The organism is Ignavibacteriota bacterium (assembly GCA_016707525.1).
Classification (GTDB): domain Bacteria; phylum Bacteroidota; class Ignavibacteria; order UBA10030; family UBA6906; genus JAGDMK01.
Genome location: JADJHP010000007.1, coordinates 148,726 through 172,147 on the forward strand (window position 1 = coordinate 148,726; position 23,422 = coordinate 172,147).

The 23,422-nt window shown below is 61.3% G+C and carries 23 protein-coding genes and 1 pseudogene; 1 reads left to right on the forward strand and 23 read right to left on the reverse strand.

All coding sequences use genetic code 11. The features are described from left to right. Positions 1 to 11 precede the first annotated feature (11 nt). Genes IPI01_12620 through IPI01_12635 form a run of 4 tightly spaced genes read right to left on the reverse strand, consistent with a single transcriptional unit; the run spans position 12 to position 2,370 of the window. Positions 12 to 899, reverse strand: a complete 888-nt coding sequence (locus IPI01_12620; GenBank protein MBK7258619.1) for a hypothetical protein — start codon at positions 897 to 899, stop codon at positions 12 to 14. Further along, a complete protein-coding gene (locus tag IPI01_12625; GenBank protein MBK7258620.1) occupies positions 893 to 1,780 on the reverse strand; it encodes a hypothetical protein in 888 nt (295 codons plus the stop codon). Before IPI01_12625 ends, IPI01_12620 begins: the two co-directional genes overlap by 7 nt. A 14-nt stretch (positions 1,781 to 1,794) precedes the next feature. After that, the gene (locus IPI01_12630) at positions 1,795 to 2,136 is read right to left on the reverse strand and encodes a hypothetical protein (protein MBK7258621.1); all 342 of its coding nucleotides are present in this window, start codon (positions 2,134 to 2,136) and stop codon (positions 1,795 to 1,797) included. A gap of 30 nt (positions 2,137 to 2,166) precedes the next feature. After that, complete coding sequence (locus IPI01_12635) at positions 2,167 to 2,370, reverse strand: heavy-metal-associated domain-containing protein (GenBank protein ID MBK7258622.1); 204 nt, start codon at positions 2,368 to 2,370, stop codon at positions 2,167 to 2,169. Between the two features lie 115 nt (positions 2,371 to 2,485). Here IPI01_12635 and IPI01_12640 point away from each other — a divergent pair, with 115 nt between their 5' ends. Continuing rightward, on the forward strand, positions 2,486 to 3,073 hold the full coding sequence (locus IPI01_12640; protein MBK7258623.1) for a CoA pyrophosphatase: 588 nt from the start codon (positions 2,486 to 2,488) through the stop codon (positions 3,071 to 3,073). Between the two features lie 13 nt (positions 3,074 to 3,086). On the opposite strand, the pseudogene IPI01_12645 reads toward IPI01_12640, so the two are convergent. The 19 genes and pseudogenes from IPI01_12645 to IPI01_12735 form a co-directional block, all read right to left on the reverse strand. Then, a pseudogene (locus IPI01_12645) lies at positions 3,087 to 3,706 on the reverse strand (sigma-70 family RNA polymerase sigma factor). A gap of 309 nt (positions 3,707 to 4,015) precedes the next feature. Beyond that, on the reverse strand, positions 4,016 to 5,839 hold the full coding sequence (locus tag IPI01_12650) for a tetratricopeptide repeat protein (GenBank protein ID MBK7258624.1): 1,824 nt from the start codon (positions 5,837 to 5,839) through the stop codon (positions 4,016 to 4,018). Between the two features lie 10 nt (positions 5,840 to 5,849). Beyond that, entirely contained in the window at positions 5,850 to 6,767 is a 918-nt protein-coding gene (locus tag IPI01_12655) for a substrate-binding domain-containing protein (protein MBK7258625.1), read from the reverse strand. Next, positions 6,764 to 6,967 carry a hypothetical protein gene (locus tag IPI01_12660; GenBank protein MBK7258626.1) on the reverse strand — a complete coding sequence of 68 codons (204 nt, stop codon included), beginning with the start codon at positions 6,965 to 6,967 and terminating at the stop codon, positions 6,764 to 6,766. Before IPI01_12660 ends, IPI01_12655 begins: the two co-directional genes overlap by 4 nt. Positions 6,968 to 7,046: 79 nt before the next feature. Beyond that, a complete protein-coding gene (locus tag IPI01_12665; GenBank protein MBK7258627.1) occupies positions 7,047 to 7,787 on the reverse strand; it encodes an energy transducer TonB in 741 nt (246 codons plus the stop codon). Between the two features lie 18 nt (positions 7,788 to 7,805). Next, positions 7,806 to 8,306, reverse strand: coding sequence for a biopolymer transporter ExbD (locus tag IPI01_12670; GenBank protein MBK7258628.1), 501 nt, complete (start codon positions 8,304 to 8,306; stop codon positions 7,806 to 7,808). Between the two features lie 10 nt (positions 8,307 to 8,316). Next, complete coding sequence (locus IPI01_12675; GenBank protein MBK7258629.1) at positions 8,317 to 8,871, reverse strand: biopolymer transporter ExbD; 555 nt, start codon at positions 8,869 to 8,871, stop codon at positions 8,317 to 8,319. An 18-nt stretch (positions 8,872 to 8,889) separates the two neighbouring features. Next, entirely contained in the window at positions 8,890 to 9,669 is a 780-nt protein-coding gene (locus IPI01_12680; protein MBK7258630.1) for a MotA/TolQ/ExbB proton channel family protein, read from the reverse strand. A 46-nt stretch (positions 9,670 to 9,715) separates the two neighbouring features. Next, a complete protein-coding gene (locus IPI01_12685; GenBank protein MBK7258631.1) occupies positions 9,716 to 10,069 on the reverse strand; it encodes an STAS domain-containing protein in 354 nt (117 codons plus the stop codon). A gap of 328 nt (positions 10,070 to 10,397) precedes the next feature. Beyond that, positions 10,398 to 11,900 carry a calcineurin-like phosphoesterase family protein gene (locus tag IPI01_12690; GenBank protein ID MBK7258632.1) on the reverse strand — a complete coding sequence of 501 codons (1,503 nt, stop codon included), beginning with the start codon at positions 11,898 to 11,900 and terminating at the stop codon, positions 10,398 to 10,400. 88 nt (positions 11,901 to 11,988) lie between these two features. Continuing rightward, positions 11,989 to 13,527: a hypothetical protein gene (locus IPI01_12695; protein MBK7258633.1), complete on the reverse strand. Its 1,539-nt coding sequence runs from the start codon at positions 13,525 to 13,527 to the stop codon at positions 11,989 to 11,991. After that, the gene (locus tag IPI01_12700) at positions 13,517 to 14,830 is read right to left on the reverse strand and encodes a sigma-54-dependent Fis family transcriptional regulator (protein MBK7258634.1); all 1,314 of its coding nucleotides are present in this window, start codon (positions 14,828 to 14,830) and stop codon (positions 13,517 to 13,519) included. Before IPI01_12700 ends, IPI01_12695 begins: the two co-directional genes overlap by 11 nt. Beyond that, positions 14,827 to 16,737 carry a HAMP domain-containing protein gene (locus IPI01_12705; GenBank protein ID MBK7258635.1) on the reverse strand — a complete coding sequence of 637 codons (1,911 nt, stop codon included), beginning with the start codon at positions 16,735 to 16,737 and terminating at the stop codon, positions 14,827 to 14,829. The genes IPI01_12700 and IPI01_12705 overlap by 4 nt, the downstream gene beginning before the upstream one ends. Before the next feature lie 13 nt (positions 16,738 to 16,750). Then, positions 16,751 to 17,479, reverse strand: coding sequence for a hypothetical protein (locus IPI01_12710; protein MBK7258636.1), 729 nt, complete (start codon positions 17,477 to 17,479; stop codon positions 16,751 to 16,753). Next, on the reverse strand, positions 17,476 to 18,789 hold the full coding sequence (locus IPI01_12715; protein ID MBK7258637.1) for an HlyC/CorC family transporter: 1,314 nt from the start codon (positions 18,787 to 18,789) through the stop codon (positions 17,476 to 17,478). The genes IPI01_12710 and IPI01_12715 overlap by 4 nt, the downstream gene beginning before the upstream one ends. A 39-nt stretch (positions 18,790 to 18,828) precedes the next feature. Next, entirely contained in the window at positions 18,829 to 20,658 is a 1,830-nt protein-coding gene (locus IPI01_12720) for a hypothetical protein (GenBank protein ID MBK7258638.1), read from the reverse strand. A gap of 27 nt (positions 20,659 to 20,685) precedes the next feature. Beyond that, complete coding sequence (locus tag IPI01_12725) at positions 20,686 to 21,840, reverse strand: DUF1624 domain-containing protein (GenBank protein MBK7258639.1); 1,155 nt, start codon at positions 21,838 to 21,840, stop codon at positions 20,686 to 20,688. A gap of 18 nt (positions 21,841 to 21,858) precedes the next feature. Continuing rightward, the gene (locus tag IPI01_12730; protein MBK7258640.1) at positions 21,859 to 22,998 is read right to left on the reverse strand and encodes a DUF1624 domain-containing protein; all 1,140 of its coding nucleotides are present in this window, start codon (positions 22,996 to 22,998) and stop codon (positions 21,859 to 21,861) included. Positions 22,999 to 23,044: 46 nt separating this feature from the next. Further along, positions 23,045 to 23,413: a response regulator gene (locus IPI01_12735; protein MBK7258641.1), complete on the reverse strand. Its 369-nt coding sequence runs from the start codon at positions 23,411 to 23,413 to the stop codon at positions 23,045 to 23,047. Positions 23,414 to 23,422 lie beyond the last annotated feature (9 nt).

Sequence of the window (23,422 nt, forward strand, 5' to 3'; positions counted from 1 at the left end):
GCCACCGCGTTCTACTTGAGATGCAGTCCCTGCAGTACCGCGGCATCGATCCTCCCCACCGGATACATATTCAGCCGTTCATCCGCCCAGCGGGAGCGGTTGTACAACCAGTTGAGCCGGGCATTCGGGTCGCGCGCAAACACGGAGTCGGCGGCGATCGTTGCCAGGTACGCGGCGCGTAACGCTGGATCCGCATCGAGCATCGCCTTTCCTTCCTTCTCCATCACGTAGTCCTCGGCGTATTCCTTCTGCTCGAAGATCGCATTGAAGAACCCCCAGGCCACGAATGAATCGCCGCTCTTCGGCTCCAGCAGGTGCGCCGCCACATGCGATGCACGCTGCGCCGACGGTACCACAAGGCTTCCCGCCGGATAGGCGCGACGCATCGTCACCGGCTCGGCGGCATACGTCGCCGTCTGCCTTCCCTCGTACGGACGCGCGGCAAAACGAACGTTCATGAATCGGTTCGTCGTCACGGTGACGGTCTCCGGTACTGCGGTCGTCCGGTACCGCACACCATGGAGCGCGAACAGTTCGGGGACGAACCCCCATTCCGGCGGAATGATGTACGCCGCCGGCAGCGTCACGGAATCCACGGTGAGAATGTGGTCATAGAACGGGACCATGACGTCGTACGGTTCACCTGTATAGACCAGTTTCCGTCCGCCGGAGATCCCGCTCTGTTCCGTGCGCAGCCGGATCCCCTTGAACGGCATCATCGTCGAATCCTTCCCCAGCGCGAACTTCACGGGAACGGACCGGTCGGCGGCAGCGGCGCGCCGTGCATCGGCATCGCGGACCGTGCGGCGGAGTGCGGATGCGTTCCGCGCGACGGTCGCGAGCGTACCGCGAAGGAACGATGCGGTGGCTTCGACCCGGGTCCTGTACGGCTTCAGCATGTGCGTCTCGATGAGGATCGATGGACGGTTCTGCAGGGCCGCATACCCGGTGGAGAACCGTGGCGTGGACGCACCGCTTCCATCCCCTTGCTGAGGTCGGTCTCCTCGCGCGGGAACACGTACCAGAAGATGGGATGGCCGTCCCTCTCCACCCTGTCCAGCACCCGCGGCATCAGCGTTGTCTTCAGGTAGTCCACGATCCCCCGGTCGATGTTCGGGCCGAGTTCGGTGGCATAGGTGATGTCGTACTGCATGTCGATCCCGTCGGTCACATGACAATCGACATACAGGTCCGGCAGCCACCGCTGGAACAGCGTCAGCATCGCCCGCATCTCCGGCGTGTCGGCTTTCATGTAGTCGCGGTTGAGGTTCAGATTCCGGGCAGTGGTCCGCCAGCCCATCTCCGCCGGGCCATTCTGGTTGATGCGGTTGAAGGCGCTGAAACGTTCGTGGCCGTCCACGCTGAAGATCGGGACGAACAGGATGATCACGCTGTCGAGCACTTCTGTGTCCCGGTGCTGGACCAGCATCTCGCGGAGGATGGTGAACATCGCATCCTTGCCGTCGATCTCGCCGGAATGGATCCCTGCCTGAATGAGGATCACGGCCTGGTGCGTGCGCGCCGCGGCATCGGGCGTGAAGGCCTTTGCTTTCGAGACGATGAGGAGGGGGAGTGCGCGGCCCTGCGGACTGACGCCGAAGGAGGTAGAGCGCGCCCAGGGTGAGTGCGCGGCAAGGCGTTCGCAGTAGGCCACGGTCTCGTCGTACCGTGGGGTACGCGTCCCGCCGCTGCGGTCATAGGTCGTGGCCCACTCCTGCTGCGCACGGGCGCCGGTGATGGTGAGAAGGATGAGGACGACAAGAATGCGCAGAGGTGCCATAGGGACGGACGGTGTTAGTGGATCCAGATGATGAGGACACCCGGGTTGCTCCCCCCGAGATCGGGGTCGGTAAAATCCCCGACGGCCTTCCGGAGGTCCTGCGTGCGGATATCCTGCAGAGAATACTCTTCGCCGTTGATGACCGCACAGAAGTGACGGCGATGGTCCCAGGCCCAGTTTCGCGCGGTGTCGCGGATGGAACCGGGTCCGCCGGAACTACCGTAGCCGTGGATCACCTTGAGGACGCGAAGCTGCCGGCTGCGCCTGACGTGGAGCCAGGCATCGTCCAGCTGGCGTTCGACCGCGGATGATGGGCGGGGTGGATGGGCGACGTCGATCGTGTACAGGGGTGTCACTGCCTGTCCGCGGACGTCATCGGGATGCGATCACGCAACGGGCTTATAGCCGGAGGCCGTGATGGCCTGCCGGACGCGCTTCTCGGCGCGTTCGATATCATCGGTGCTGTACACCACCGCGCCGATACGGACCACCTTCACGCTGATGCCGGGCACTTCATTCAACGCCTTCTGTACCGCCATCACGCAGTGCTGGCATGTCATTCCTTCAACACGGATCTCTTGCTCGTGCATACGACCTCACTCGTTGTGGAGCGGAGCATTGTCTAATGATATAATATAAGAAACACCCTCCCCAACATGCAATCCACCCTTTTGCAGATGCCCGGCGGTATCAGTATCTTGGTCTATGCTGGCACACCCCATCACACCGACCCTGATCCGCCACGCCGTCGCCACGCATGCGCGACGCCCCGCCCTTGAGGACGGAGGTGCGGTACCGCTGATCTCCGCCGCGGTCCTCGTGCCCATCGTCCAGGAGCACCACGGCCTCTCCCTGTTGCTCACGCGGCGGACAGAGACCGTGGAGACCCACAAGGGGCAGATCGCGTTCCCCGGAGGGATGGTGGATGGGGCTGACAGGGACCGTGTGCACACGGCGGTGAGGGAGGCGGAGGAGGAACTCGGGATACCCCCGGCCTCCGTGGAAATGCTCGGTATGCTTGATGATCTGACGACGCCGACCGGCTTCTGCATCACCCCGGTGGTCGGACTCCTTTCACACCTCCCGCCGCTTCAGTTGAGTCCGGGGGAGGTGGCGGAGGCCTTCACGGTGCCGCTCGCGTTCTTCGCCGATCCCGGGAATGCCGAAATGGAGCGTCGATCCATCCGTGGCGCGGTGCGCGAAGTATGGACCTACCGGTACGGTGGCCACGTGATATGGGGAGCCACGGGAACCATCATCCATAGGTTCATGGACATCCTCGCGGCTCCCTGAGCGTTCATCCGCCTCAGGAGGCGAGGGCAAGGTCGGCAGGCAGGAAACGGTCGCCCACCGTATACCCCTTCTTCTTTGCGTAATTCTTCAGCGTGTCGAACAGCAACGCACGAGCCCGGTGCAGGCGCGACCGCACGGTACCGATGGGGATCTCCAGCACCTCCGCGATCTCTTCGTACGGCAGCTCTTCCAGGTCACGCAGGACGATCACACTCTTGAACTTTCCGGAAGCCCGGCAAGGGCACCGGCGATGTCATCGTCGAACATCTGCGTATCCAGCATGTTCCGCAGATCGTTGTCTTCCCGTCCCTGCGCCGACATCTGATAGGGCGAGATCTGCTCGTCATATTCGACGATCTCGGGGAGGCGATGGGTGCGGCGGTACTCGTTGATGTACGTGTTCTTCATGATGCGGTACAACCATGCCTTGGCATTGGTACCGGTCTCGAACTTGTCGAAGAACCGGTAGGCCTTCATATACGTATCCTGCAGCAGATCGCTGGCCTGCTCGCGGTCGCCGGAGAGATACGTCGCATAGTTGAACAGCTGATCCATGTACGGCATCATCTCCTTCTCGAAACGGCGATGCCTGACGCTGGTAGTATCTCCGTTTATCTTCAGGGTGCCCTGCATGGGTATCCTCAATGATCAGTAGTACGATTTAGACGATTTAGGTGATTTAAATGATACAACGAAGATACATGTTTTTTTGTTCCCGGTCAAGTCCCCCCGTTACCGGCCGATTCAGAAGCCGTCTAACACATTATATGACAATGTATTAGCAGGCAGACACAATAGAAAGGAGCCGGCCCCATTCCCGGACCGGCTCCATTGTCGTTGTCTCTTCCCCGGCGGGATATATCCCGCCGACTCTTGCAGCTGCATCGCAGCAGGCCCGGGCCTGTCGGTACTTCCACGACCCCGGCGTGCCGGGGCACGTGCCTATTTGCATCCGATGCGATCCATCGCCTTCTTCGCATCATCATTCCTCGGCTCAAGCTTCAAGGTCTTCCGGAATTCCCCGCACGCCTCCTCCTGCAACTCCTTGTTCCGCTTGTCGTCGCCTTCCTTGCGTGCCTGGATCAGGCCCTGGCCGAGCCAGAGATGGCCCTGGGCATTGGCAGGATCAAGTTCGATCACACGGCGGAACAGCCGTATCGCATCGGCGATCTTCTTGTCGTTGTCGCTCGGGTCCGTTGCCGTACGGTCCAGCGTCTGCAACACGGCCTGGCCCCACGTCAAGCGGAGCCCTGCATCCTCGTACCCGAGGGATGAGGCCTTACGGAAGGACTCCACGGACGACCCGAACGCCTGTTTGCGGAAGAAATACATCCCGAGCAGGTAGTGGGCTTCAGCCGCTTCCTTCTTGTACTTGTCGGTGTTCGTGCCGATCTGCTGCAGCACCGAGTCGTACTCGGCCTTCGCGTTGTCCAGCGAATCCACCTGCGCATAGTAGCGCGCCAGCCAGAGCCGTGCCTGCAGGAAATCCGGCTTCACCGCGATCGCACGGGTGAGCAGCTCGCGCGTGCGCGGATAGTTCTTCGTCTGCATGTGCGATGCGGCGCCATTCAGGTACGCGGCGAGCGAGATGGACTTCGGATCGCAGTCGATCCGCTTGTCGAACATCGCACCGGCCTTCTCGTACTCCCGCACCTTCATGTAGATGCTGCCCAGACTGAAGTACGCGTCGCAGTTCGTCGAGTCGGTCGCCACCGCCTCCAGCAACGATTGCAGCGCTTCCTGGTCGCGGCCGGTCCGGAACAGCGCGAGCCCAAACTGCCCCTGGTCCGCCGACGTGAACGCCTTCCTGCGCTTCAGGGCCTCGTACGACACGAGGGCGTCCTGGAACTGGCGCGTCTCCACCTGTGCCTGGGCAAGCGACCGCCAGACATCCACGTTGGAGGAATCCATCTTGATCGAGCGTTTCGCTTCCTTCACCGTCTCTTCGAAATCATTCGCGCCGCTCAGGGCTTTCACGAGCAGGACGGAGCCTTCCACCGACTTCGGCTGGAGGTTGGTGTACGTCCGCAGCGGGGCGATCGCGCTCTTGTACAGCTTCGCGCGCAGATAGATATTCCCCTTCTGGCGGTAGGCATCGGCGTTCGAGGAATCACGCTTGATGATCTCATCGAACTCCTTCACCGCCTCCGTATACTGGCGGTTCTTTTCGTACACATTCGCCAGCTTGATGCGGCGTGAGGTACCCGCCGGGTCGTATTCGATCGCCTTCTGGTAATTCATGATCACCATGGGGACGACATTGTGGTTGGCGAACGCATCGCCCAGCGCTTCATAGATGCTGGGGTCTTCCGGCAGATACTCCTTCGCACGCGTCAGCTCCCGGATCGCTGCATCCGTCGAGTCGGCCGCAAGAAGCGCCTTGCCATACGATGCGGCCACCGCGCCGTTCTTCGGGGCGAGTTTCACCGCGCGCTTGAACTGCACGATCGCGCCGGGGAGGTTCTTCGTCTTCACATACGCCTCGCCGAGCGACCGCACGGCATCCACGATATCATCGTCGATGCGCACGGCTTCCTCGAGATGCTTCACGGCATCGGCGACCTGTCCGCGCGCGAGCGCAATGGTGCCGAGGTGGGTATGCGTCTCGCCGGGTTTCTGGTTGGCCTTCAGGGCCTGCTCAAACGCAGCGATCGCCGCCGTCGTGTCCTTCGACGCAAGGGCAGCTCTCCCCTTCACCAGGAACTCCTGGCCGAATCCGAACTCCACCATACAGCCAAGCAACAAGAGCACAAGTGCGCGTTTCATCGTCGTTCACCTATTCCGATGTAAGTTGAATGAGTCGAACAGGCATGGTCACCGGCACCAACCCGCTATTCAGGAACACCTTCTGCCCGAATGGACCTGCGGCGAAGGAGATGAATCCGAGACTGACCGTGCGGTCGAGGTCCCGGGTGTACATCGTGACCGGCGTTGAAGCCGGATAATATCCCTGATACACGTACGCCTGATGCGGTGCGTAGGCCTTGCCCGCAGGCTGGGTGGAATCCGGGGTCACGCCGGGCCGCGAGAGTCCGATGACCTTCACGTCGCTTTCCACACCCTTCAGCCAACCCACACCCACGATGCCGGCGGCACCCGGGGTCTTCGCCACATACTCCACGATATCCGAGGAGCTCGTCATCGGGGTCGCGGACTGCGCGAACGGCTTGCCGCGCATGACCAGGCGCCGGAACACTTCATTCGTACTGGCATCCACGCTGCCGATCACCAGGTCCACCACCCCCCCGGCACGCCAGTTCGGCCAGACGGTGGTCTGACCGGTGAAGATGCTGTCCGCCTGCCCCATGCGCAGTTCCTTCACGGGGTTCGCCGGGTTGACGATCACGGCGACGGCGGATTGTGCAACGTGATACTCTTCGAACCAGGTCTTCGTCGCTGTCAACACGTTCCGCTCTTCGTCATTGAGCGGACGCGCGCAGACGATGACCTTCACACTATCGTTCACGAAATTCGCCGTCGCAGCACGTGCCTCGACGCACCGGATGTCGATACGGGCATCGGGGTACTGCTGACGGAAGTCCGCGGCGAGGACATTCATGGCGGGGAACACGGCCTCGTCGCATTCCACGGTGAGCGTGCCCGAGGTCAGCTTTGTGGAACCCGGCTCACGGCTGCATCCCGCGAGCACCAGGCCCGCGGCAACGAGTATGGCAACGATGCTATACCTGGTCATGACTTGGTCCGCCTGAAATAACTGATCAGAAACCGGTACAACCCGTACAGCGTGATCACGGCGCCAATGACATACCGCATCTCATCGGAGAACTCACCCCGGGATGGGACAAAGACCCCGGCGATGACCAGCACACCGAAGACCACGGCCGCTGCGGACAGCGTCAGGATCACGTACCGGATCACATCCATCGTCTTCATCCGACCTCCGATCGGTCCCGGTGGGGTGAGGGCGGCGGACCGCCCTCACCCTCCGTGGCCGTACATCACATCACTGCTGTTACTTGCGGTCCGCCAGCTTGAACCGGAACGGGATCGATACCCACACCGCGACCGGTCCGTTGTTCATGTAGGCGGGTGTGAACACCCACTGCTTTGCCGCTTCCACTGCCGGTTCGTTGAAGATCTCCGCGTCGCTCTTCAGAATGACAACCTGCTTCGGCTTGCCTTCTTTATCGACCCAGATCTTCACCCAGACCTTGCCTTCCAGGCCCGCACGCATCGCGAGTTCCGGATACTTCGGCTCGACCTTCTTCACCGGCTGGGGTTCCTTCTCCACCGGCACGAAATCGGCCGGCGGTGCATCCTCATCGATCCTGATGTCCTGCTCGATCTCCACGGGACCACCCGCATCCACGTCCACCACCGGCGCGACCTGATTGCTCATTTCGGTCTGGGTGGCCATGGTCTGCTCCGCGCTCACCTCGGCATCCGGCACCGGAACAGGCGCACCGACGGTCGGCTTGGCGCTTGGCGCCGCCACCGAGATCGGGGGCGGGGTGTTGGCTGCGTTGATCGAGGGCGGCGGACCGAGATCGGAGTACTTCATGATCCGGACCATCATCACCGGCGCTTCTTCTTCATTGAGGAGTCCGATCAGATAGTAGGACCCGACAAGAAGCAGATGCAGGGTCACGGCGATGCCCAACCCCGTGAACCAGTACTTCTGGTACACGGCTTTGAGTTCGACCGCCCCGTACTGAGCTCCCTTGTAGGAGGCTGTTGCAGCTGTTGCTGCCATGTTCTGTTTCCTCCTTCCCTATGATTGCACGCGCGCGATCAACGCCTTGTCGGCGTCAAGCAGCGGCGCGATGCTGAAACGCTGGATCTGTGCAAGGTTCAGCTCATCGATCATATTGACAAGCATGATGTACTTCCCTTCACGATCCACCTTCACCAGCGTCGTCAGCTTCGGGTTCCCAAGAGATTTCTCCCTGAGGAACTTGCGCAGTTCGACCGGATCGAGGCGCTTCGGCGATTCGATGCCCGTGTTCCAGAAAATGTCACCCTTCTGGTTGATCCGCAGCGTCAGAAGATTGGATTCCGCGATCTCGACCTTCACATTGTCGTCGGGCGGAAGGTTGATCTCCATCGTCTGCGGGCGCGACATACTCGTCGTGTACATAAAGAACGTCAGAAGCAGAAAGGCCACATCCACCAGCGCCGTCATGTCGATACGAACGCCGAGGCGATTGCCCTTCTTTTTGCCTTTCTTGCCCTTCTTACTTCCACCTGGGGCAGCTACTTCTCCACCTGACATGATCGGCCTCCTATTCCTGAACCGGTCTGGCGAAATCTGTTACCAGGCTGAACCGGGTGATGTTTGTTTTCTGCAGGATATCCATCACGTCTTCCGCGACACCATAATCCGAGTCACGATCACCCTTGACCACGGTGCGGAGTTTCGGATTCGCGGTACGTGCCTGGACCAGATAGTTCGCGAGCTGGCTCTTCGGGACCGGGTAGCTCAGTTCGAGGTAGTAGGTCTCCTTGTATTCCTTCGGATACTGCTTGCCTTCGACCTGGACCGATTTGTTCTTGTACTCCGAGAACAGGCGCTTGCGCAGGATCTGGGAGTCCAGCGACAACCAGATGTGTGTTGTGTCATTGCCAATGTAGGTGGCTTCTTTCGCGATGCTGATCATCATCACGTCCGATTCCGGCAGTTTGAACTCCGAATGCGAAGAGGGCAACACGATCGACACCTCTTCCACCGGTTTGAACTGCGTCGTCAGCATGAAGAACGTCAGCAGCAGAAAGGCCACGTCCACCAGCGGCGTCATATCGATCCGGACGCCCTGTCGGTGCGGCTTGAATTTCGGCATACCGTTCCGCCTCCGGCGTTAGTCGTTGGACCGCGTGTTGAGGATCTGCACCACGTTGTAGCTGGCTTCGTCGATCATGTACGTGAAATTGTCGATCTTCGTCACGAAGAAGTTGTACGCAATGATACCGATGATGGCCGCCAGCAGTCCGAGGGCCGTGTTGATCAGCGCTTCCGAGATACCGATCGACAGCTGGATGGCATCCGGTGCACCTGCCTTGGCAAGAGCGGTGAATGCACGGATCATACCGACCGTCGTGCCGAGCAGACCGGCCATGGTGGCGATCGAGGCGATCGTGGACAGCGCGATCAGGTTGCGCTCGAGCAGCGGGGTCTCCAGGCTGGTGGCTTCTTCGATCGCACGCTGGGTCTCCTGCATGCGCTTCTCCGGATCCAGCTTCTTCTCCGCCAGCACCTGCTTGTACCGCTCGAGGCCGGAACGGATGATGTTCGCAGCGGAACCACGCTGCGCATCACATTCCTTGATCGCCTCATCGATCTTGTTCGACATCAAATGACCCTGCACGGTCTTCAGGAAGGTCGGGAGCGAGCGCTTGCCGTTCGCCTTGCGCAATGAGAAGATACGCTCAAACACCAGCGTGAGGTCCATCAACGTGAGCGTGATCAGGAAGGGCACAACGATACCGCCGGTATACACGGTGCCGAGGAGGTTGTCAGGCACGGTGCGGACTTCGCCGTTCCGGAAGTTCGCCGGGTTACCCAGGATGAACTGGTAGATGAGGATGGCCACGATGGCGGTGACCACGATCACCACCGAAAGAAAGATGGACTGCTTCATTGATGTGCACTCCTTTGGTATATGGTACTGTGAGCTGTGGTACGAACTACTCGTTGCCGCCGAATGCCTTGACCGCTTCCTCACGGGTCTCTGCCACATCAAAGACCATCGTGAGCTTCGTGATCACAAAGATGTTGTTGATGTTCTTGTTGATGCCGCACAGCTTGACATGCCCTTTGTTCTTCGAGAACGTCGTGTGCGCCGACACCAGCACACCGATCGCCGTGCTGTTCAGGTACGTGACCTTGCTGAGATCGATGATGAGCTTCTTCGTGCCCTGCTCAACGAAATCAGCAACTGCACTGCGCAGTTCGTCGGTCTCTTCCCCTCCCACAAGCGATCCCTTGACCTCGACGACGCCGATCTTGCCGCTTTGTAACGTGGTGGTCTTGACAGCCATGGTACCTCCGTTTGACTGAAGGAAAAGGAGATGTGGAATGTTCTGGAAGGATGAAACGCAAATAGGGTGCCACGTATCACCCCGAATGCGCATCTGATGAATCCTTGGTAAACAAGGGTTTACAGGTGAACCCTCAACTATAGAATGATGTGGAAGATGGGCGAAACGTGCATTATGCATGGCAGGATGTACAGCAAACAGGACGATCGCCGGAAGGCTCGACACACCCTGAGCTTAGGGCATCGTGCAGAATGCACGATGCCGGGGTAAACTTGACCTCCAAAATCACCTCAAAACGCCACATCACACGGACCACAAACCGCCCTCCCTACTTACACACCGCCGTGTACACCCGCCCGAACCCGTCCGTCGCTTCGATCCTGACCTCATTCGTGGCGGGCGCAATAGCCGCCCGGAACAAATGATCGGTCTGCCATGGATCCGCCCACGGATGCTTGCGCGGGATCTCCGGCCCACGATACAATTGCGATGCAAGCGGATCGAACCCCCTCCGCTGCTCCATCTTCCCCTTCCGGATGCCGTCCTCGTACCACACCACACTCCACGCCGGATCCCAATCCCAGACATTCGCGATCACCTCCGACAACGCCGCGGGGTCCGTGCCACGGTCATACGCACGGATCTGCAGATCGGCCGCCTCACCCGTCGCCTTGTACCGCCACGTAATCTCCTCACCGTTCACTTCATACACCGCATACCCGTTCGGCGTCCCGTCCGCACACACCGGACCCGTCCACCACGCCCCGCAGACCGCACCCGCGATATGGGTCGGGATGCCGCCATCCACAACATGCTCACTCTCATGCTGATGCCCGGCAATGATGTGCGACTTGTACGGCGCAAGGACATCATAGAGCGCCTGACGGTTGTTCACCACCATGCTCTTCTCCGGCTTCTTGTTCCCCCACCGGAGATGCGTGGTGCAGTACGGCGGGATGTGCACGAACACCACCACGCGCCGCCCCTTCTCGATGACCTGCAGGTCGGCCTGCAACCAGTCGAGCTGCTCCTGCGACAGATACCCGATGTACCCGTCATCGATCCAGAACACATCGTCCAGGACCACGTAATGCACATCACCACGATTGAAGGAATAATTGGCCGGTCCGAACGTGCGGTGAAATGTCACATCAGACAGGTCATCGGTCCGGACACGGTCCGCGTCGTGATTGCCCAGGACCTGGAAGAACGGGATGCCCATCTGGTGCACCGATCTCTCATACTCGGGGAAGAGTTGCAGACTATCGAACACCAGATCGCCACACCCGACACCGAAGAGGCGCGTGCCGGACATGGCCTTCGCGGTGGCGCGGACATCCGGCACGGTCGTGGCATTCAACGACCCGATATCCTCCATATCCAGCACCTGCGGATCGGCAAGCACCAGGAATCCATGCTTGTGGTCATTCCCTGTGGCCCGGGTCAGGTCGAACACCGCCGTGGCTTCGCCGTTCGCATCCGCAACGATCGGTTGATGCATCGCCGCGGACCCGCGCGGAGAAAGCGGGATCTCGGCGGAGGATGGCAACGAGACGAACACATGCGGCCTGCGCGCATCGCTGATCAGCGTGTACGTCCCGTCGGCCGCGGTCACCGCAACGTTCCGTCCATCCGACACCGCCACGCGTCCAACACCGGCACCGCCCATGCGCACAACACCCTGCACGCGCACCGGCGCGAAGCCGGACGGAGAGCCCGGCAGGACCTGGCCAGCGATCAACCTGTCCGCCAGCGTACCGGCGACGATCGCGCCGCCAAATGTCCGGAGGAATGCCCGTCTGTTGAAGGCCATCGGTGTCTCGTTGCTCATAGCATACTCTTCCATGGTACAAGGGGGTCGTCGGTCGAAGCAGGATAATGATTTTGTGACTGAAGTTCCAGAGGAAGCTCCCCGCCGGTCACTTCCCCGGGTGATCGCCCTTCCCATGGCCGGTGATCTCCCCGATCCACGCCATGAATTGCTCCCCATCCTCGTTCGCCCCATGCCCGCCATCCCAGTACAACCAGGCATCCACAGCCTTCCCCTGGTTCTCAAGACTCACGGCCAGGTTCGCCATCACGGTCAGGGAGGTGTGATTGTCAGAAGAGCCCTGCCGCAACCACCAGTAATGCACGCACCCGCTGTGCTTCCTGCGGATGAACGTCATGGCATTCATCATCTCCACCAGCTTCTGCAGCGCGGGATCGATCCCGGCAACGCTCCCCGTGGCATGACGGAGGCTGAACTCTGTGAAATGCCGCGCGTTGACCGTCCGTGTACCGAACAGGATCGGCTCGGGCTGCGACATGGCAAGGTCGTCGAATGCAGGTACCCCCTTCATCCGGCCGACATGCGCAACGTAGTCGCGGAACGAGAACACGGGGCCATACTCGTTCCAGTCGATCCAGGTATTCTTCGCAAGGTAACTCCGCCGGTCCGCTTCACTCAACGCCCGGAGAGTGCGCTCCGCGGAAGGGATGAGATACTCGTGCAGGAGATACCGGTCGTAATTCTCCGCCGTCAGCAGCCCGAATCCGTTCCGTCCCTGCAAACCGAGCGACGGCTGATAGGATGCATACAATGCCCTGAGTTCGCGCGACAACGTCTGGTCCACGCGGCCTCCACTTCGCGGCGTCGTTCCGTACATCCATTCATAGGCGCCGTCCGCGTGCTCGAGGTCCGTGATCGGACAGTAACACGCGCTCGCGAAAATGCGATCGTCCCCCTTCGCAGCTCCGATCTCCTGAAGGTACGGTTCGTACAGTGGACTATCGCCGGAAGCCCCCAGGAGTGCAGAGAGTGCGCCACCTGCACTGACGCCGGTCGATACGATCCACTCCGTGTTGCCGGGCACGATGCCCTGATTGTGGCGCAGGTAGCGCACCGCGGCTTTCAGATCGACGATCGCGGCAGGAGCTTTGCCATAGTACGTCCCATCCGCCGCTCTGTTGTCCCGGCCACGGCACGCAACCGTGATGACGACGTAGCCTGCCGCCAGCGCAAGCTCCACATTGGACACTTTGGGCCGCACACCCGCCCGTGGCTGTGGTGCGCCCGCCGGAGGCGGGGCCGCCGACCGCGTCGATCGGTCCATTTCCTGGCGTGTGACGCTGCACGACATGTATCCGCCGACCCCAATAGAAAAGAGGATCGGGGCGTGCATCGGGTCGACCTCCACACCATCTACGCTCACCGGGGCGTAGACATTCAGGCTCTGGTACTCTTTATCCACCGGGAGGGCAACATACGGGATGTGGAGATACGCGCGGTAGGTCACCTTTCGCTCGCCGGCGGAGGTGTGCACGGTCCGCTGCTTGACGGTGAAACGGTCTTTCGGGAAGAGCAGCGGATCCTTTGTCTGGCTTCCGGCAGGCAGTGAACAGAGCACGCCCGCGAGAACGAGCGCGCTCCACATGGCCACCACTGTCCGTGGCCGCCGTATGCCGTCAGAGTCCATATTTTTTCCGCTTCCGGTAGAGCGTCGCCGGGTCGATGCCGAGGATCGTCGCCGCTTCATCCAGGTCCTTTGCGAGCCTCAGCACCTTGATGATGTGCTGCTGTTCCACTTCTTCCAGCGACATCGGCCGGGAAGCCGGGGTCGCAAGCGTCTGGAACTCTTCCGGCAGGTGGTACAACTGGACCGGCTCACCGCGTGCAAGGATCACCGCGCGTTCCATGACATTCTCCAGTTCGCGCACATTCCCCTTCCATCCGTACCCGCTGAGCGCTGCCATCACCTGCGGCGCCACGTCCGTGTTCGCACCCAGCTTGGTCAGGAAATGCTGGGCGAGGAGCGGGATGTCCTCCTGCCGCTCCCGGAGGGGCGGGAGCTTCAATTTCACGGCGTTGAGCCGGTAGTAGAGGTCCTCGCGGAACTGGCCATTCTCCACCGCTGCCTGCAGGTCGCGGTTCGTTGCAGCGAGAACGCGCACATCCACTTTGCTCGTGGCGGTCTCGCCCACCCGCTCGAATTCCTTGTGCTGCAGGAACCGGAGGAGTTTCACCTGCGTCGGCGGCGGGATCTCGCCGATCTCATCCAGGAACACCGTGCCGCCGTCGGCCGCTTCAAAGCGCCCCTGTCGGTCGCGTACGGCGCCGGTGAACGAGCCTTTCACATGGCCGAACAATTCACTCTCGAGCAGGTTCTCTGCCAGCGCCGAACAGTTCACCGTCACGAACGGGCGGTCCTTCCGCGGACTGCTGTCGTGGATCAGATGCGCCAGCAGCTCCTTGCCCGTGCCGCTCTCCCCTTCCACCAGCACCGCGATGCTGCTGTCCGCCACCTGCAACGCCAGCGCGATGAGGCTCTTCATCCGCTCGCTGCGCGTGACAAGCGACCCGGTACCGCCCCTCCGTGCAAGTTCTTCTTTGAGCTGCCGGAGTTCCGACTTCATGTGGTGATGCGACGCGACCTTGTCGATGAACAGCTGCAGCTCGGAGAACTCGAAAGGCTTCTGCAGATAATCGTACGCACCGAGCTTCATCGCCTCGACCGCCGAGTCGATGCTGCCGTGCGCCGTCATGAGCACGACGGTCATCTCGGGCGCCAGCGTGCGCGCCTCGCGCAGCAGGTCGATGCCGCTGAGCGGCTCCATCTTCAGGTCGAAGAGCCCGATGTCGAAATGGTCCACACGCATCGCCTCGAGCGCCTGCAACGGATGCAGGAACGATGTCACGTCATAGCCGGACGCGCCAAGGGCGATGCCCACGGTCTTGAGGATGTTCTGCTCGTCGTCCACGAGGAGGATCGAGGCCTTCATGTGCGCTCTCCCTGTATCTGCGCGGCCGTCACCGGCCTCCTGGTGGGCAGCACGAACGCGAACGTGCTCCCCTGTCCGACCTCACTCTCCACCCAGATCCTGCCCCCGTACATTTCCACGATCTCCTTTGCGATGGCAAGGCCCAGCCCGACGCTCCCCGGCGTGCTGCCGGCGGCGTTCCGCACCTGCACGAACTTGTCGAAGATCCGGTCAATGTGTTCGCGCGGAATGCCCACACCGGTGTCCCGCACTTCGAGGCGGATCTCCCCGGGAGCAGTGCTCCCCAGCACGGAGACCGTGCCGCCGGCGTCGGTGTACTTCAACGCGTTGGTCACCAGGTTGGTGATCACCCACGAAAGCTGCTGCTCGTCCGCGACGATCTGCGGCAGCGACGACGGCACGGAGGATTCCAGCGCCACTTTCTTCTCCTGGAACTGGATGCGCAGCGGGCGCAGCGTGGCCTCCACCACTTCATGCATGGCGAGCGGTTCGTCGCGTACCTGCACGCGGCCAGATTCAAGTTTCGACAGCTGGAGAAGCTCCCGGGCGAGTTTCGTGAGCCGGTAGCAATCCTCTTTGGCGGCGCTGACCAGTTCCTTCTGCTTCGGCGTGAGCGGCCCCAGAAGCTGCTGGTCGAGGATGTCCACGCTCATGTTGATCGAGGTCACCGGTGTGCGGAACTCATGCGACACGGTGGCGATGAAATCGGACTTCATGCGGTCCAGTTCCTTGAACTGGGTGATGTCCTGCATGAGCAGGAGGACGCCGTACAGGTCGCCGTCGGGCGTCTGCAGCACCGTCACCTTCGGACGGAAGAATGACGACAGCCCATCCCGGTCGAACTGCAGGAACGAGAGGCGGCGGTCGTCCATGATGGCCGCCTCGTCCAGCGGACTGCGCAGGAGCGTGAGCACCCGGTCATCGTTCACCATGGCGGTCACCGGCCTGCCGATCGCCGTCGCTTCCTCGAATCCGAACAGGTCCGCCACCCGCTTGTTCACATGCAGGATCGTGGACGATGCATCGATCATGATCAGGCCGTCGGTGATGCTGTCCACGATGGTCTCGGATTTCCGCTTCTCGGACAGGAGCGTGTCGATGTTGATCTGGTCGTACTGCCGGAGCCGCTCGGTCATCTTGTTGAACTCACGGCTGAGCTGCCCCACCTCATCGTCCGAGAGCACGTCGATCTTGAGATCGATGTTCCCGGCGCCGATCTGCTTCACCCGTTCGGTAAGGAGTTCCGCCGGCGTGATGAACGAGCGTATCAGCCAGGCGGTCGCGATGATGCTGAGCACGAGCATGATGATCGCCGCCATCATGGCGCCGAAGGCGGTCTTGTTCGCTATCGAATGGGTCTCCGGCATGGCGTTGTAGAGATCGTTCTGGTTGATCTCGAACAACGTGAAACACTGGTTCCGGAGCTGGTCGGAGATGGGACGGATCCGGTCGTAGTAGTACCCCTTCGCCCCCTCGAACGCCCCCTGCGCGATGCGGGCATTCATGGAGTCGCCGAGGAGGATATACTGCCGGTACGTCGCCTGAATGGAATCGCGGAGGGGCACCTGCTCGGGTAACGCACCCGCGCGCATCCCCTGCTCGAACCAATAGAAGAAGAGATCGCGGTTCTCGGTCCACTTGAGGAACAGATCGCGGGCCTCGGTCAGACTCCCCCCCGGGGTCGCCGGCTCACCTTCGCTTGCCACCAGCAACGCGTTGTCCTGCCGCTCGAGCGACTTCATCATGTTCTCGGCGGCGAGAACGTTCAGGTAGTTCTCCTGAATGATGGTGGTGACGCTGGTGGCGATGGAGTAGAAATTGTAGATGGACCAGTACGTGGCGGCAAGGTTCAACAGCACCAGAACGGCGAACGTCCAGACGATGCGCGCACGGATGCTTTTGAACATGGCCCCTGGCCTCTCAGAACATCACGCCCAGATACGGGCCGTGATGGAACGACGTGTAGGTGAACCGTTCATCGGCCATGTCCCACCGCTGCGCCCGCAGCCGGTACCCGACCACGATGCCGTCGCCGATGTGGACGGCCCGGAACAGGAACCGGGCATCGCAGTCCAGCGCCCTGGAAGAACCGCTGCCGGTGCCGAGACCTTCGAACGCGAAATGCACGATGCCGAGGGCAGTGATGCCTGCATCGAACGCCGGGCTCCGGTACTGGTACCGCAGGCCGGCGCCGACACCAATGCTGGCGATATTGAAGTTGTCGCGCTGGGGCCCGGAGGCTTCTGCTTTGGTGAAATCCGCCGAGACGCAGATCGGGATGGAGAAGGTGCTGGCCGTGCGCACGGACAACGGGAGATCGTTCGTGAGGATGGTCCCGAAGTGCACCGCCTCCTTGCTCTGCCCGTCGCGCCTGTAGCGCGTGTACCCGAAGGAAACCGTCACCGGCCCCTGATGGAAACTGAGCATCGGCATCCAGGCGCGGTACCCGATCGCGGCGGAGTCGCCGAGCGGATTGCCGTTCCCTTTGTGGAAATCACGATCGAGCACACCTGCGGCGATGAACCGTGCCTCGAGTTGCGTGAATGCGCGCGGCTCATCATACTGTGCCATGGCCACGGATCCTGCCAGCAGCAGGACGGCCACTGCCGTGGTGTGCCGGAGCGTCATCGTCCATTCCCCGATGCTCATGCGAGATCTTTCTCCTGCAGTCGTTTCTTCATCCGGACCGTCTTCACCTTGATGCCATCCACCGCCTCGATCGTCGCCTGCCAATCGCCGATCCGCACTTCCGCCCCGCGCACGGGGACGGTGCCGATGAGGTGGATCACATACCCGCTCACGGTCACCACATCACGGGAATCCGGTATGACGGTGAACATGCTCGAGAAATCCAGCAGCGGCATCGCGCCATCCACCACGAATTCCGTATCGGACACCTTGTGCACCAGGATCGATTCCACATCGAACTCGTCGCGGATCTCGCCGACGAGCTCTTCGAGTACGTTCTCGAGGGTCACCAGGCCGGCGGTCCCGCCGTACTCATCGACGGCGATCGCCATGAGCATCCGCTTCGCGAGAAAGAGATTGAGCGTGCGTTCAAGGGACATGGTCTCGGGGACGAACAACATCTCGCGCTTGATGTCGAGCAACCGGCCACCGGGGCCTGTTTCGCCCTTCAGCTTGAAGAGATCCTTCAGATGGATCATGCCCACGATGTTGTCCACATCGCGCTCGCAGAGCGGATACCGCGTGAACTGGTTTTCGAGGGCGATGGCGATATTATCTTCGATGGTTCGCATGGTCGACAGCGACACCAGCCCGGTCCGCGGGACCATCACTTCCCGCACGGTGCGGTCGCGCAACTCCATGGCACGCAGCGAGATGCTCTTGCCGGTGGAGGTGATCGTGGTCCCCTTGCTCAGCAGCAGCCGGAGTTCTTCTTCGGAATGGGCGATCTCGGTCTCCGACGCGGGCGGGATGCCGATCATCCGGAGGAAGAAATTCGCCGTGCCGTTGAGCATCCAGATGAACGGCCGGAACACGACGAAGAACAGGTGCAGCGGTGATGCGATCGCGAGCGTCACCCCCTGCGCACGCTGGATCGCGAGCGACTTCGGCGCAAGCTCGCCCAGCACGATGTGCAGGAACGTGATGATCCCGAAGCCAAGAGCGAACGAGAGCGTCGAGATGATGGTGGGATTGGAGACCCCCAGGGAGGCGAGCAACGGCTCCAGCATGTGGGCCACGAACGGTTCGCCCATCCATCCCAGGCCGAGACTGGTCAGCGTGATGCCGAGCTGCGTGGCCGACAGGTACGCATCGAGGTGGCCGATCACATCCTGGGCGATCCGCGCCCGCTTCGAGCCCCGTGCGGCGAGGGGTTCGATCTGCGTGGAGCGGACCTTGACAATGGCGAACTCAGCGGCAACAAAGAAGCCGTTGAGGAACACGAGGGCGAAAATGCCGCCCAATTGCAGGAGAATTGAGAATGCTTCCATAGATATAAAAGGTACACGAAAAGGGCAGGGAAAGCAACCTCACCTGCCCGTCGTGAATACCCTGTACCCGAGGGGCTCCAACAGCAACCGCACCTCCCCACCCTTCACCGGCACATCCCACTCCCTATTCATGAAGATCTCATGGAACCGGCATGTGGGACCGGCATTGCCCGTCAATGCGGGCATCTGCAGCCTCACCCCCCGCTCCTCCTTGGAGAAATTCAACACCACGAACACGCGCGAGGTCCCGGCCGTCCGCATGTACGCATACACATCCTTTTCCCGGTCCCCCTTCACCCGCTCGAACCCGCCATCGATGAGCGCACGGTTCGTGCGCCGGAGGGCATACAGCATCCGGTTCATGTCGCCCATGGCGCGCGGACGCGTCCAGTCGATAGCAACCTTTTCGAACAGATCCAGCGGACGATCGTTCGCCACCTCTTCACCATTATAAAGCAACGGCACACCGGGCAGAGTGTTCACGAGCACTGTGGCGACCTTCAATCCGGCTGGACCGAATTTCTTTACCGCCGGCGCCTCCCACGCGTTCTTGTCGTGGTTCGTCACGAACCGCATCCGCAACGACCCCTGCGGGAACTGCAGCCGCTCGGTGCCGAGCACCTGGTCCAGCACGGCAAGCGGACGCTTCCCGCTGAACACCGGATCGAGCGCATCATACACATTCCACGCGTACGTGAGATCGAATGCTTTCCGGTGATGCTCGGGAATGGATCCTTCGGAGAGCATCATCACGGGCTTCACCGCATCGAGCGCATCGCGCACATCCTCCCAGAAATCCGTCGGCACCATCTCGGCCACATCGCACCGGAACCCATCGATGCCGATATCGCGCACCCACCACACCAGCATCTCTTTCATATACGCACGCAACCCGGCCTTGCTGTAGTCCAGGTCCGCCACATCGTGCCAGTCGGCGTTCGGCGGGATGATCTCGCCCTTCTCGTTGCGCGTGAACCAGTCGGGATGCTCTTCCATGAGCTTGCTGTCCCACGACGTGTGATTCGCCACCATGTCGATGATGAGCTTCATGCCCGCCGCATGCACCGTGGCAAGCAACTGCTTGAAGTCGTCCATCGTGCCGAACTCGGGATTGATGCCGTAGTAATCCTGCACGGCATACGGACTCCCGAGCGTCCCCTTGCGGTTCTTCACCCCCACCGGGTGGACAGGCATGAGCCAGAGCGTGGTGATCCCGAGTTCTTTCAGTTCGGGGATCCGCCGCTCGAGTCCCTTGAACGTCCCTTCGGGGGAGAATGAGCGGAGATACACGGAATAGATCACGGCGTCGCGCACCCACGGCGCACTCACCCGCGCCTGCGTATCGGCGAACGGGCCTTTGAGGAGAGCCTCGACCCCGGAGGTCTCGACGATGGTGATGGGGCGGTAGATCCCGCCGCCACCCGAATAGTCTTTCACGAGCACGGCAATGGTGTTCTCGCCGGACTTCACCACGTTGCTCAGGTCCATCACGAACGGATCGCTGTACCCTGTATGCTCGCCGATGGACACGCCGTTCACCCACACTTCGGCGTCATCGTCCACACCTGCAAAATGAATGCTCAGCGGCTGCATCGGGGCATCCACCCGGAAGGTCCGGAAGAACCACCCCCAGCCATCGTACTTCGCAAGCCCGGGATACGCCTCCCAGAAATCCGGCGTTTGCACCTTCTGCCACTTCGAGCGGTCCAGCTCCGGACGGTACCACTTCTCCGCCGGTCCCGCATGCGTCGAGTCGGCGGTGAAGAGCCATGTGCCGTCGAGCGAGATGCGGAGCGGCGTTGCCGGCGCAGCACTCATGACGATGCCCCCCATGCAGAACAGCATGAACATGCCGATGGATCTGCGCATTGCCATACTCCTTTCATGGACAAATCCCTACTGAAGAGGTCCAACGATGAACGCGATCACAAAACTCACAACGACGCCCCACTGGATCCGCAGCTTCCACTTCGGGTCCAGGCGCCGCACGCGGTCCCATGCCATCGCCAGGGCGAACATGATGGCAAGCAGGACCAGCGTCCACACCAGCGCGACCGGCAGGGTGAACGTATGATCCGACCACCGCCGGAAATTGAACGAACCGTAGTCACCATAGATCAGCATCAGGTGCACGGTATACACAAGAAGCGATTCCCTTCCGACCATCGTGACCAGGGACCGCGGGGAGACACCCTTGCGCACCTCATACGCCATTGCCCCCGCCGCGAACAGCATCACGATGCCGAGGCGGAGCAGGACGAATGCGGGGCTGTACCTCCAGTAGTCGTACGTCGGATACACCCATGCCAGCGGGATGAGGATGAATGAGAGCACAAGAAGTACGGCGCCGGCAGTGGCGAAGGGGCGGATCGGGAACACGGGACCGCTTTCCGGCGTGGGACGGTCCTGCGACAACGTAAAGGCATGGCCGGCGATCGCCCCCACGAGGATGAACGCCATCCAGGGGAACACCGGGAAGAGCGAGAAATGGAGGCCGTTCATGTACGCGGCGAGAGGCGCGGGCATCACGGTGAGCCAGTCCACGCCCCAGACGAACGGGGTCACGAACAGGATGATCAGCGCAACACCTCCTGCCACCCGGTAGAGCAACTTCTCGGTGCGCACCAGGAACACGACCGCCTGAAGAAAGAGCAGGCTCACGGCGATGCAATGCAGGACGTCCGCCTGGAGGAAGACAAGATACTGCCGCTCGGTGAATCCTTCCAGGATCGCCTTCAGGTTGAACTTGGGCAGGTGGAGCATGTAGGCAAGGATCAGGATGAAGAGCAGCCGCCAGACCTGACGCAGCAGCGGCGTGCCCACCGTCAGATAGGAGTCCAGCTTCCGGCGCGTCGTGACCGCGAACGCCATCCCTGAAGCGAACAGGAACGTCGGCGCGACGAGCCCGTTGATGAAGTTGATCACCTCAAACCACGGTGCGTCCGCAATACCCTTCTGGATCGTGGCATTGACGACGTGGGTCTCGATCATCACGATCACGGCCCAGCCGCGGAGCAGATCGATGAACGCCAACCGGCGGGAAGGGGCCATAGCCGATCCTGATGTGGATTACCAGGGTTTGGTCAGGAAGAAATAGAGCAGGGTACTCACGGACCCCGCCTGGAACAGCTTGAGCGGATAATAGTGATGTTCCCGCAGCGTGTTGCGGGCATGGACCAGCGTGATCATGAGGAGGAGCACGCCGAGGGCGACGAGCACCGCCAGCGGGGCGTCGAGATGCTGGCCGATGATCTGCATGAGTCCGGGGTTCACTGCGGAACCGTACACCAGGAGAAGATGCACGGCATAGACGACGAGCGATGCCTGCCCGAGGGTGACGAGGTTCCGTGCGAGCACGGGCGGCAGGCTGCGGATATGGAAAAAGCCCGCGGTCAGAGATGCGATGATGCCGATACGGATGAGGAACCAGTTCGGGCTGGTCTTCCAGAAATCGTGCGGCGGATAGACCGTGACAGGCACGGCATCCAACACCAGGCCGAGGATCCCGAGCACGACGCCCACCTGAAGGATCGAACGGAGGTACAGGAACTCCTCGCCACGGCGGCGGGCAAGGGTGTACAGCGTGCCGATCAACGTGCCGGTGAACAGATATCCTGCGAACGGAAAGATCGGGAAGAGCGAGGGGATACTCTGATTGAAGTACGGCGCGAGCACGGGTCCGACCACGGGCACGAGGCTCGTCTGCCACACAAGCGGCGACGCAAGAATGATCACCGTCGCGAGCGAACCGGTCGCGACCGCGAACCTGCCCGGCGTGCGCGTGATGATCACCAGGAGCTGCAGCAGGATGATGCTCACCGCGAGGCAGTGCAGGATATCCACCTGCACCATCATCGCGAACTCGGACGGCTGCATGTTGGTGAGGATCTTGTTCAGCGAGAAGAACGGGAAGTGCAGCACATACCCGAGCGCGAGCAGCATCAGCATCTTGCTCAGGCGCTTGCGCGCGGCGCTGCCGAACGCGACGTATTCATTCCAGCGGCGCATGGCGACCACCGCGAACGCGAACCCGGAGACGAACAGGAACATGGGTGCCGTGAACCCGCGCACCGCATCGTACAGGCGGAACCATTCGGTGGCCCGTGCGGCGGGACTCAGGACGGAATCGATGCTGTGGCCGATCACCATCACGACGACGGCGAAGCCACGCATGAAATCCAGGGATTGGACGCGTTGCGTGTGATGCATCTCTTTTCTTGGATCCAGCTGAGGTACGGCTCCGGAAGGACAGCTCCTACGAACGGATCTTCTCGAGGATGATCCTCTCCAGCTCGTCAAGGTCGACGGGCTTGGTGATATATGCTGCCCCGCCCATCTCCCTGCCGAACTTCCGTGCATAGAAGTCATCGACGGCAGTAAGAAAGATGAAGGGCAGCCCGGCGTGTTCCTTCTTCACGGTCTCAAAGAGCTCGAACCCGTTGGTGACGGGCATGACCAGATCGGAGACCACGATACTGGGACTGTGGGTACGGATGGCCTGGATGGCCTCGTCCGCTCCGCCGACAGCCTCGACCCTGAATCCACGATCCATCAGTCCGGCACGGGTGGTGGCCAGGATGGAGGGTTCGTCATCTACAAGCAGAACGAGCTTGTCCTTGTGCATCCAGTTCCT

What these genes read in the sequence shown, in the direction of transcription:
- IPI01_12620 (MBK7258619.1), bottom strand. Translation starts at nt 899, where the DNA reads ATGCTGAAGCCGTACAGGACCCGGGTCGAAGCCACCGCATCGTTCCTT.
- IPI01_12625 (MBK7258620.1), bottom strand. Translation starts at nt 1,780, where the DNA reads ATGGCACCTCTGCGCATTCTTGTCGTCCTCATCCTTCTCACCATCACC.
- IPI01_12635 (MBK7258622.1), bottom strand. Translation starts at nt 2,370, where the DNA reads ATGCACGAGCAAGAGATCCGTGTTGAAGGAATGACATGCCAGCACTGC.
- IPI01_12640 (MBK7258623.1), top strand. Translation starts at nt 2,486, where the DNA reads ATGCTGGCACACCCCATCACACCGACCCTGATCCGCCACGCCGTCGCC.
- IPI01_12650 (MBK7258624.1), bottom strand. Translation starts at nt 5,839, where the DNA reads ATGAAACGCGCACTTGTGCTCTTGTTGCTTGGCTGTATGGTGGAGTTC.
- IPI01_12655 (MBK7258625.1), bottom strand. Translation starts at nt 6,767, where the DNA reads ATGACCAGGTATAGCATCGTTGCCATACTCGTTGCCGCGGGCCTGGTG.
- IPI01_12660 (MBK7258626.1), bottom strand. Translation starts at nt 6,967, where the DNA reads ATGAAGACGATGGATGTGATCCGGTACGTGATCCTGACGCTGTCCGCA.
- IPI01_12665 (MBK7258627.1), bottom strand. Translation starts at nt 7,787, where the DNA reads ATGGCAGCAACAGCTGCAACAGCCTCCTACAAGGGAGCTCAGTACGGG.
- IPI01_12670 (MBK7258628.1), bottom strand. Translation starts at nt 8,306, where the DNA reads ATGTCAGGTGGAGAAGTAGCTGCCCCAGGTGGAAGTAAGAAGGGCAAG.
- IPI01_12675 (MBK7258629.1), bottom strand. Translation starts at nt 8,871, where the DNA reads ATGCCGAAATTCAAGCCGCACCGACAGGGCGTCCGGATCGATATGACG.
- IPI01_12680 (MBK7258630.1), bottom strand. Translation starts at nt 9,669, where the DNA reads ATGAAGCAGTCCATCTTTCTTTCGGTGGTGATCGTGGTCACCGCCATC.
- IPI01_12685 (MBK7258631.1), bottom strand. Translation starts at nt 10,069, where the DNA reads ATGGCTGTCAAGACCACCACGTTACAAAGCGGCAAGATCGGCGTCGTC.
- IPI01_12690 (MBK7258632.1), bottom strand. Translation starts at nt 11,900, where the DNA reads ATGAGCAACGAGACACCGATGGCCTTCAACAGACGGGCATTCCTCCGG.
- IPI01_12695 (MBK7258633.1), bottom strand. Translation starts at nt 13,527, where the DNA reads ATGGACTCTGACGGCATACGGCGGCCACGGACAGTGGTGGCCATGTGG.
- IPI01_12700 (MBK7258634.1), bottom strand. Translation starts at nt 14,830, where the DNA reads ATGAAGGCCTCGATCCTCCTCGTGGACGACGAGCAGAACATCCTCAAG.
- IPI01_12705 (MBK7258635.1), bottom strand. Translation starts at nt 16,737, where the DNA reads ATGTTCAAAAGCATCCGTGCGCGCATCGTCTGGACGTTCGCCGTTCTG.
- IPI01_12710 (MBK7258636.1), bottom strand. Translation starts at nt 17,479, where the DNA reads ATGAGCATCGGGGAATGGACGATGACGCTCCGGCACACCACGGCAGTG.
- IPI01_12715 (MBK7258637.1), bottom strand. Translation starts at nt 18,789, where the DNA reads ATGGAAGCATTCTCAATTCTCCTGCAATTGGGCGGCATTTTCGCCCTC.
- IPI01_12720 (MBK7258638.1), bottom strand. Translation starts at nt 20,658, where the DNA reads ATGCGCAGATCCATCGGCATGTTCATGCTGTTCTGCATGGGGGGCATC.
- IPI01_12725 (MBK7258639.1), bottom strand. Translation starts at nt 21,840, where the DNA reads ATGGCCCCTTCCCGCCGGTTGGCGTTCATCGATCTGCTCCGCGGCTGG.
- IPI01_12730 (MBK7258640.1), bottom strand. Translation starts at nt 22,998, where the DNA reads ATGCATCACACGCAACGCGTCCAATCCCTGGATTTCATGCGTGGCTTC.
- IPI01_12735 (MBK7258641.1), bottom strand. Translation starts at nt 23,413, where the DNA reads ATGCACAAGGACAAGCTCGTTCTGCTTGTAGATGACGAACCCTCCATC.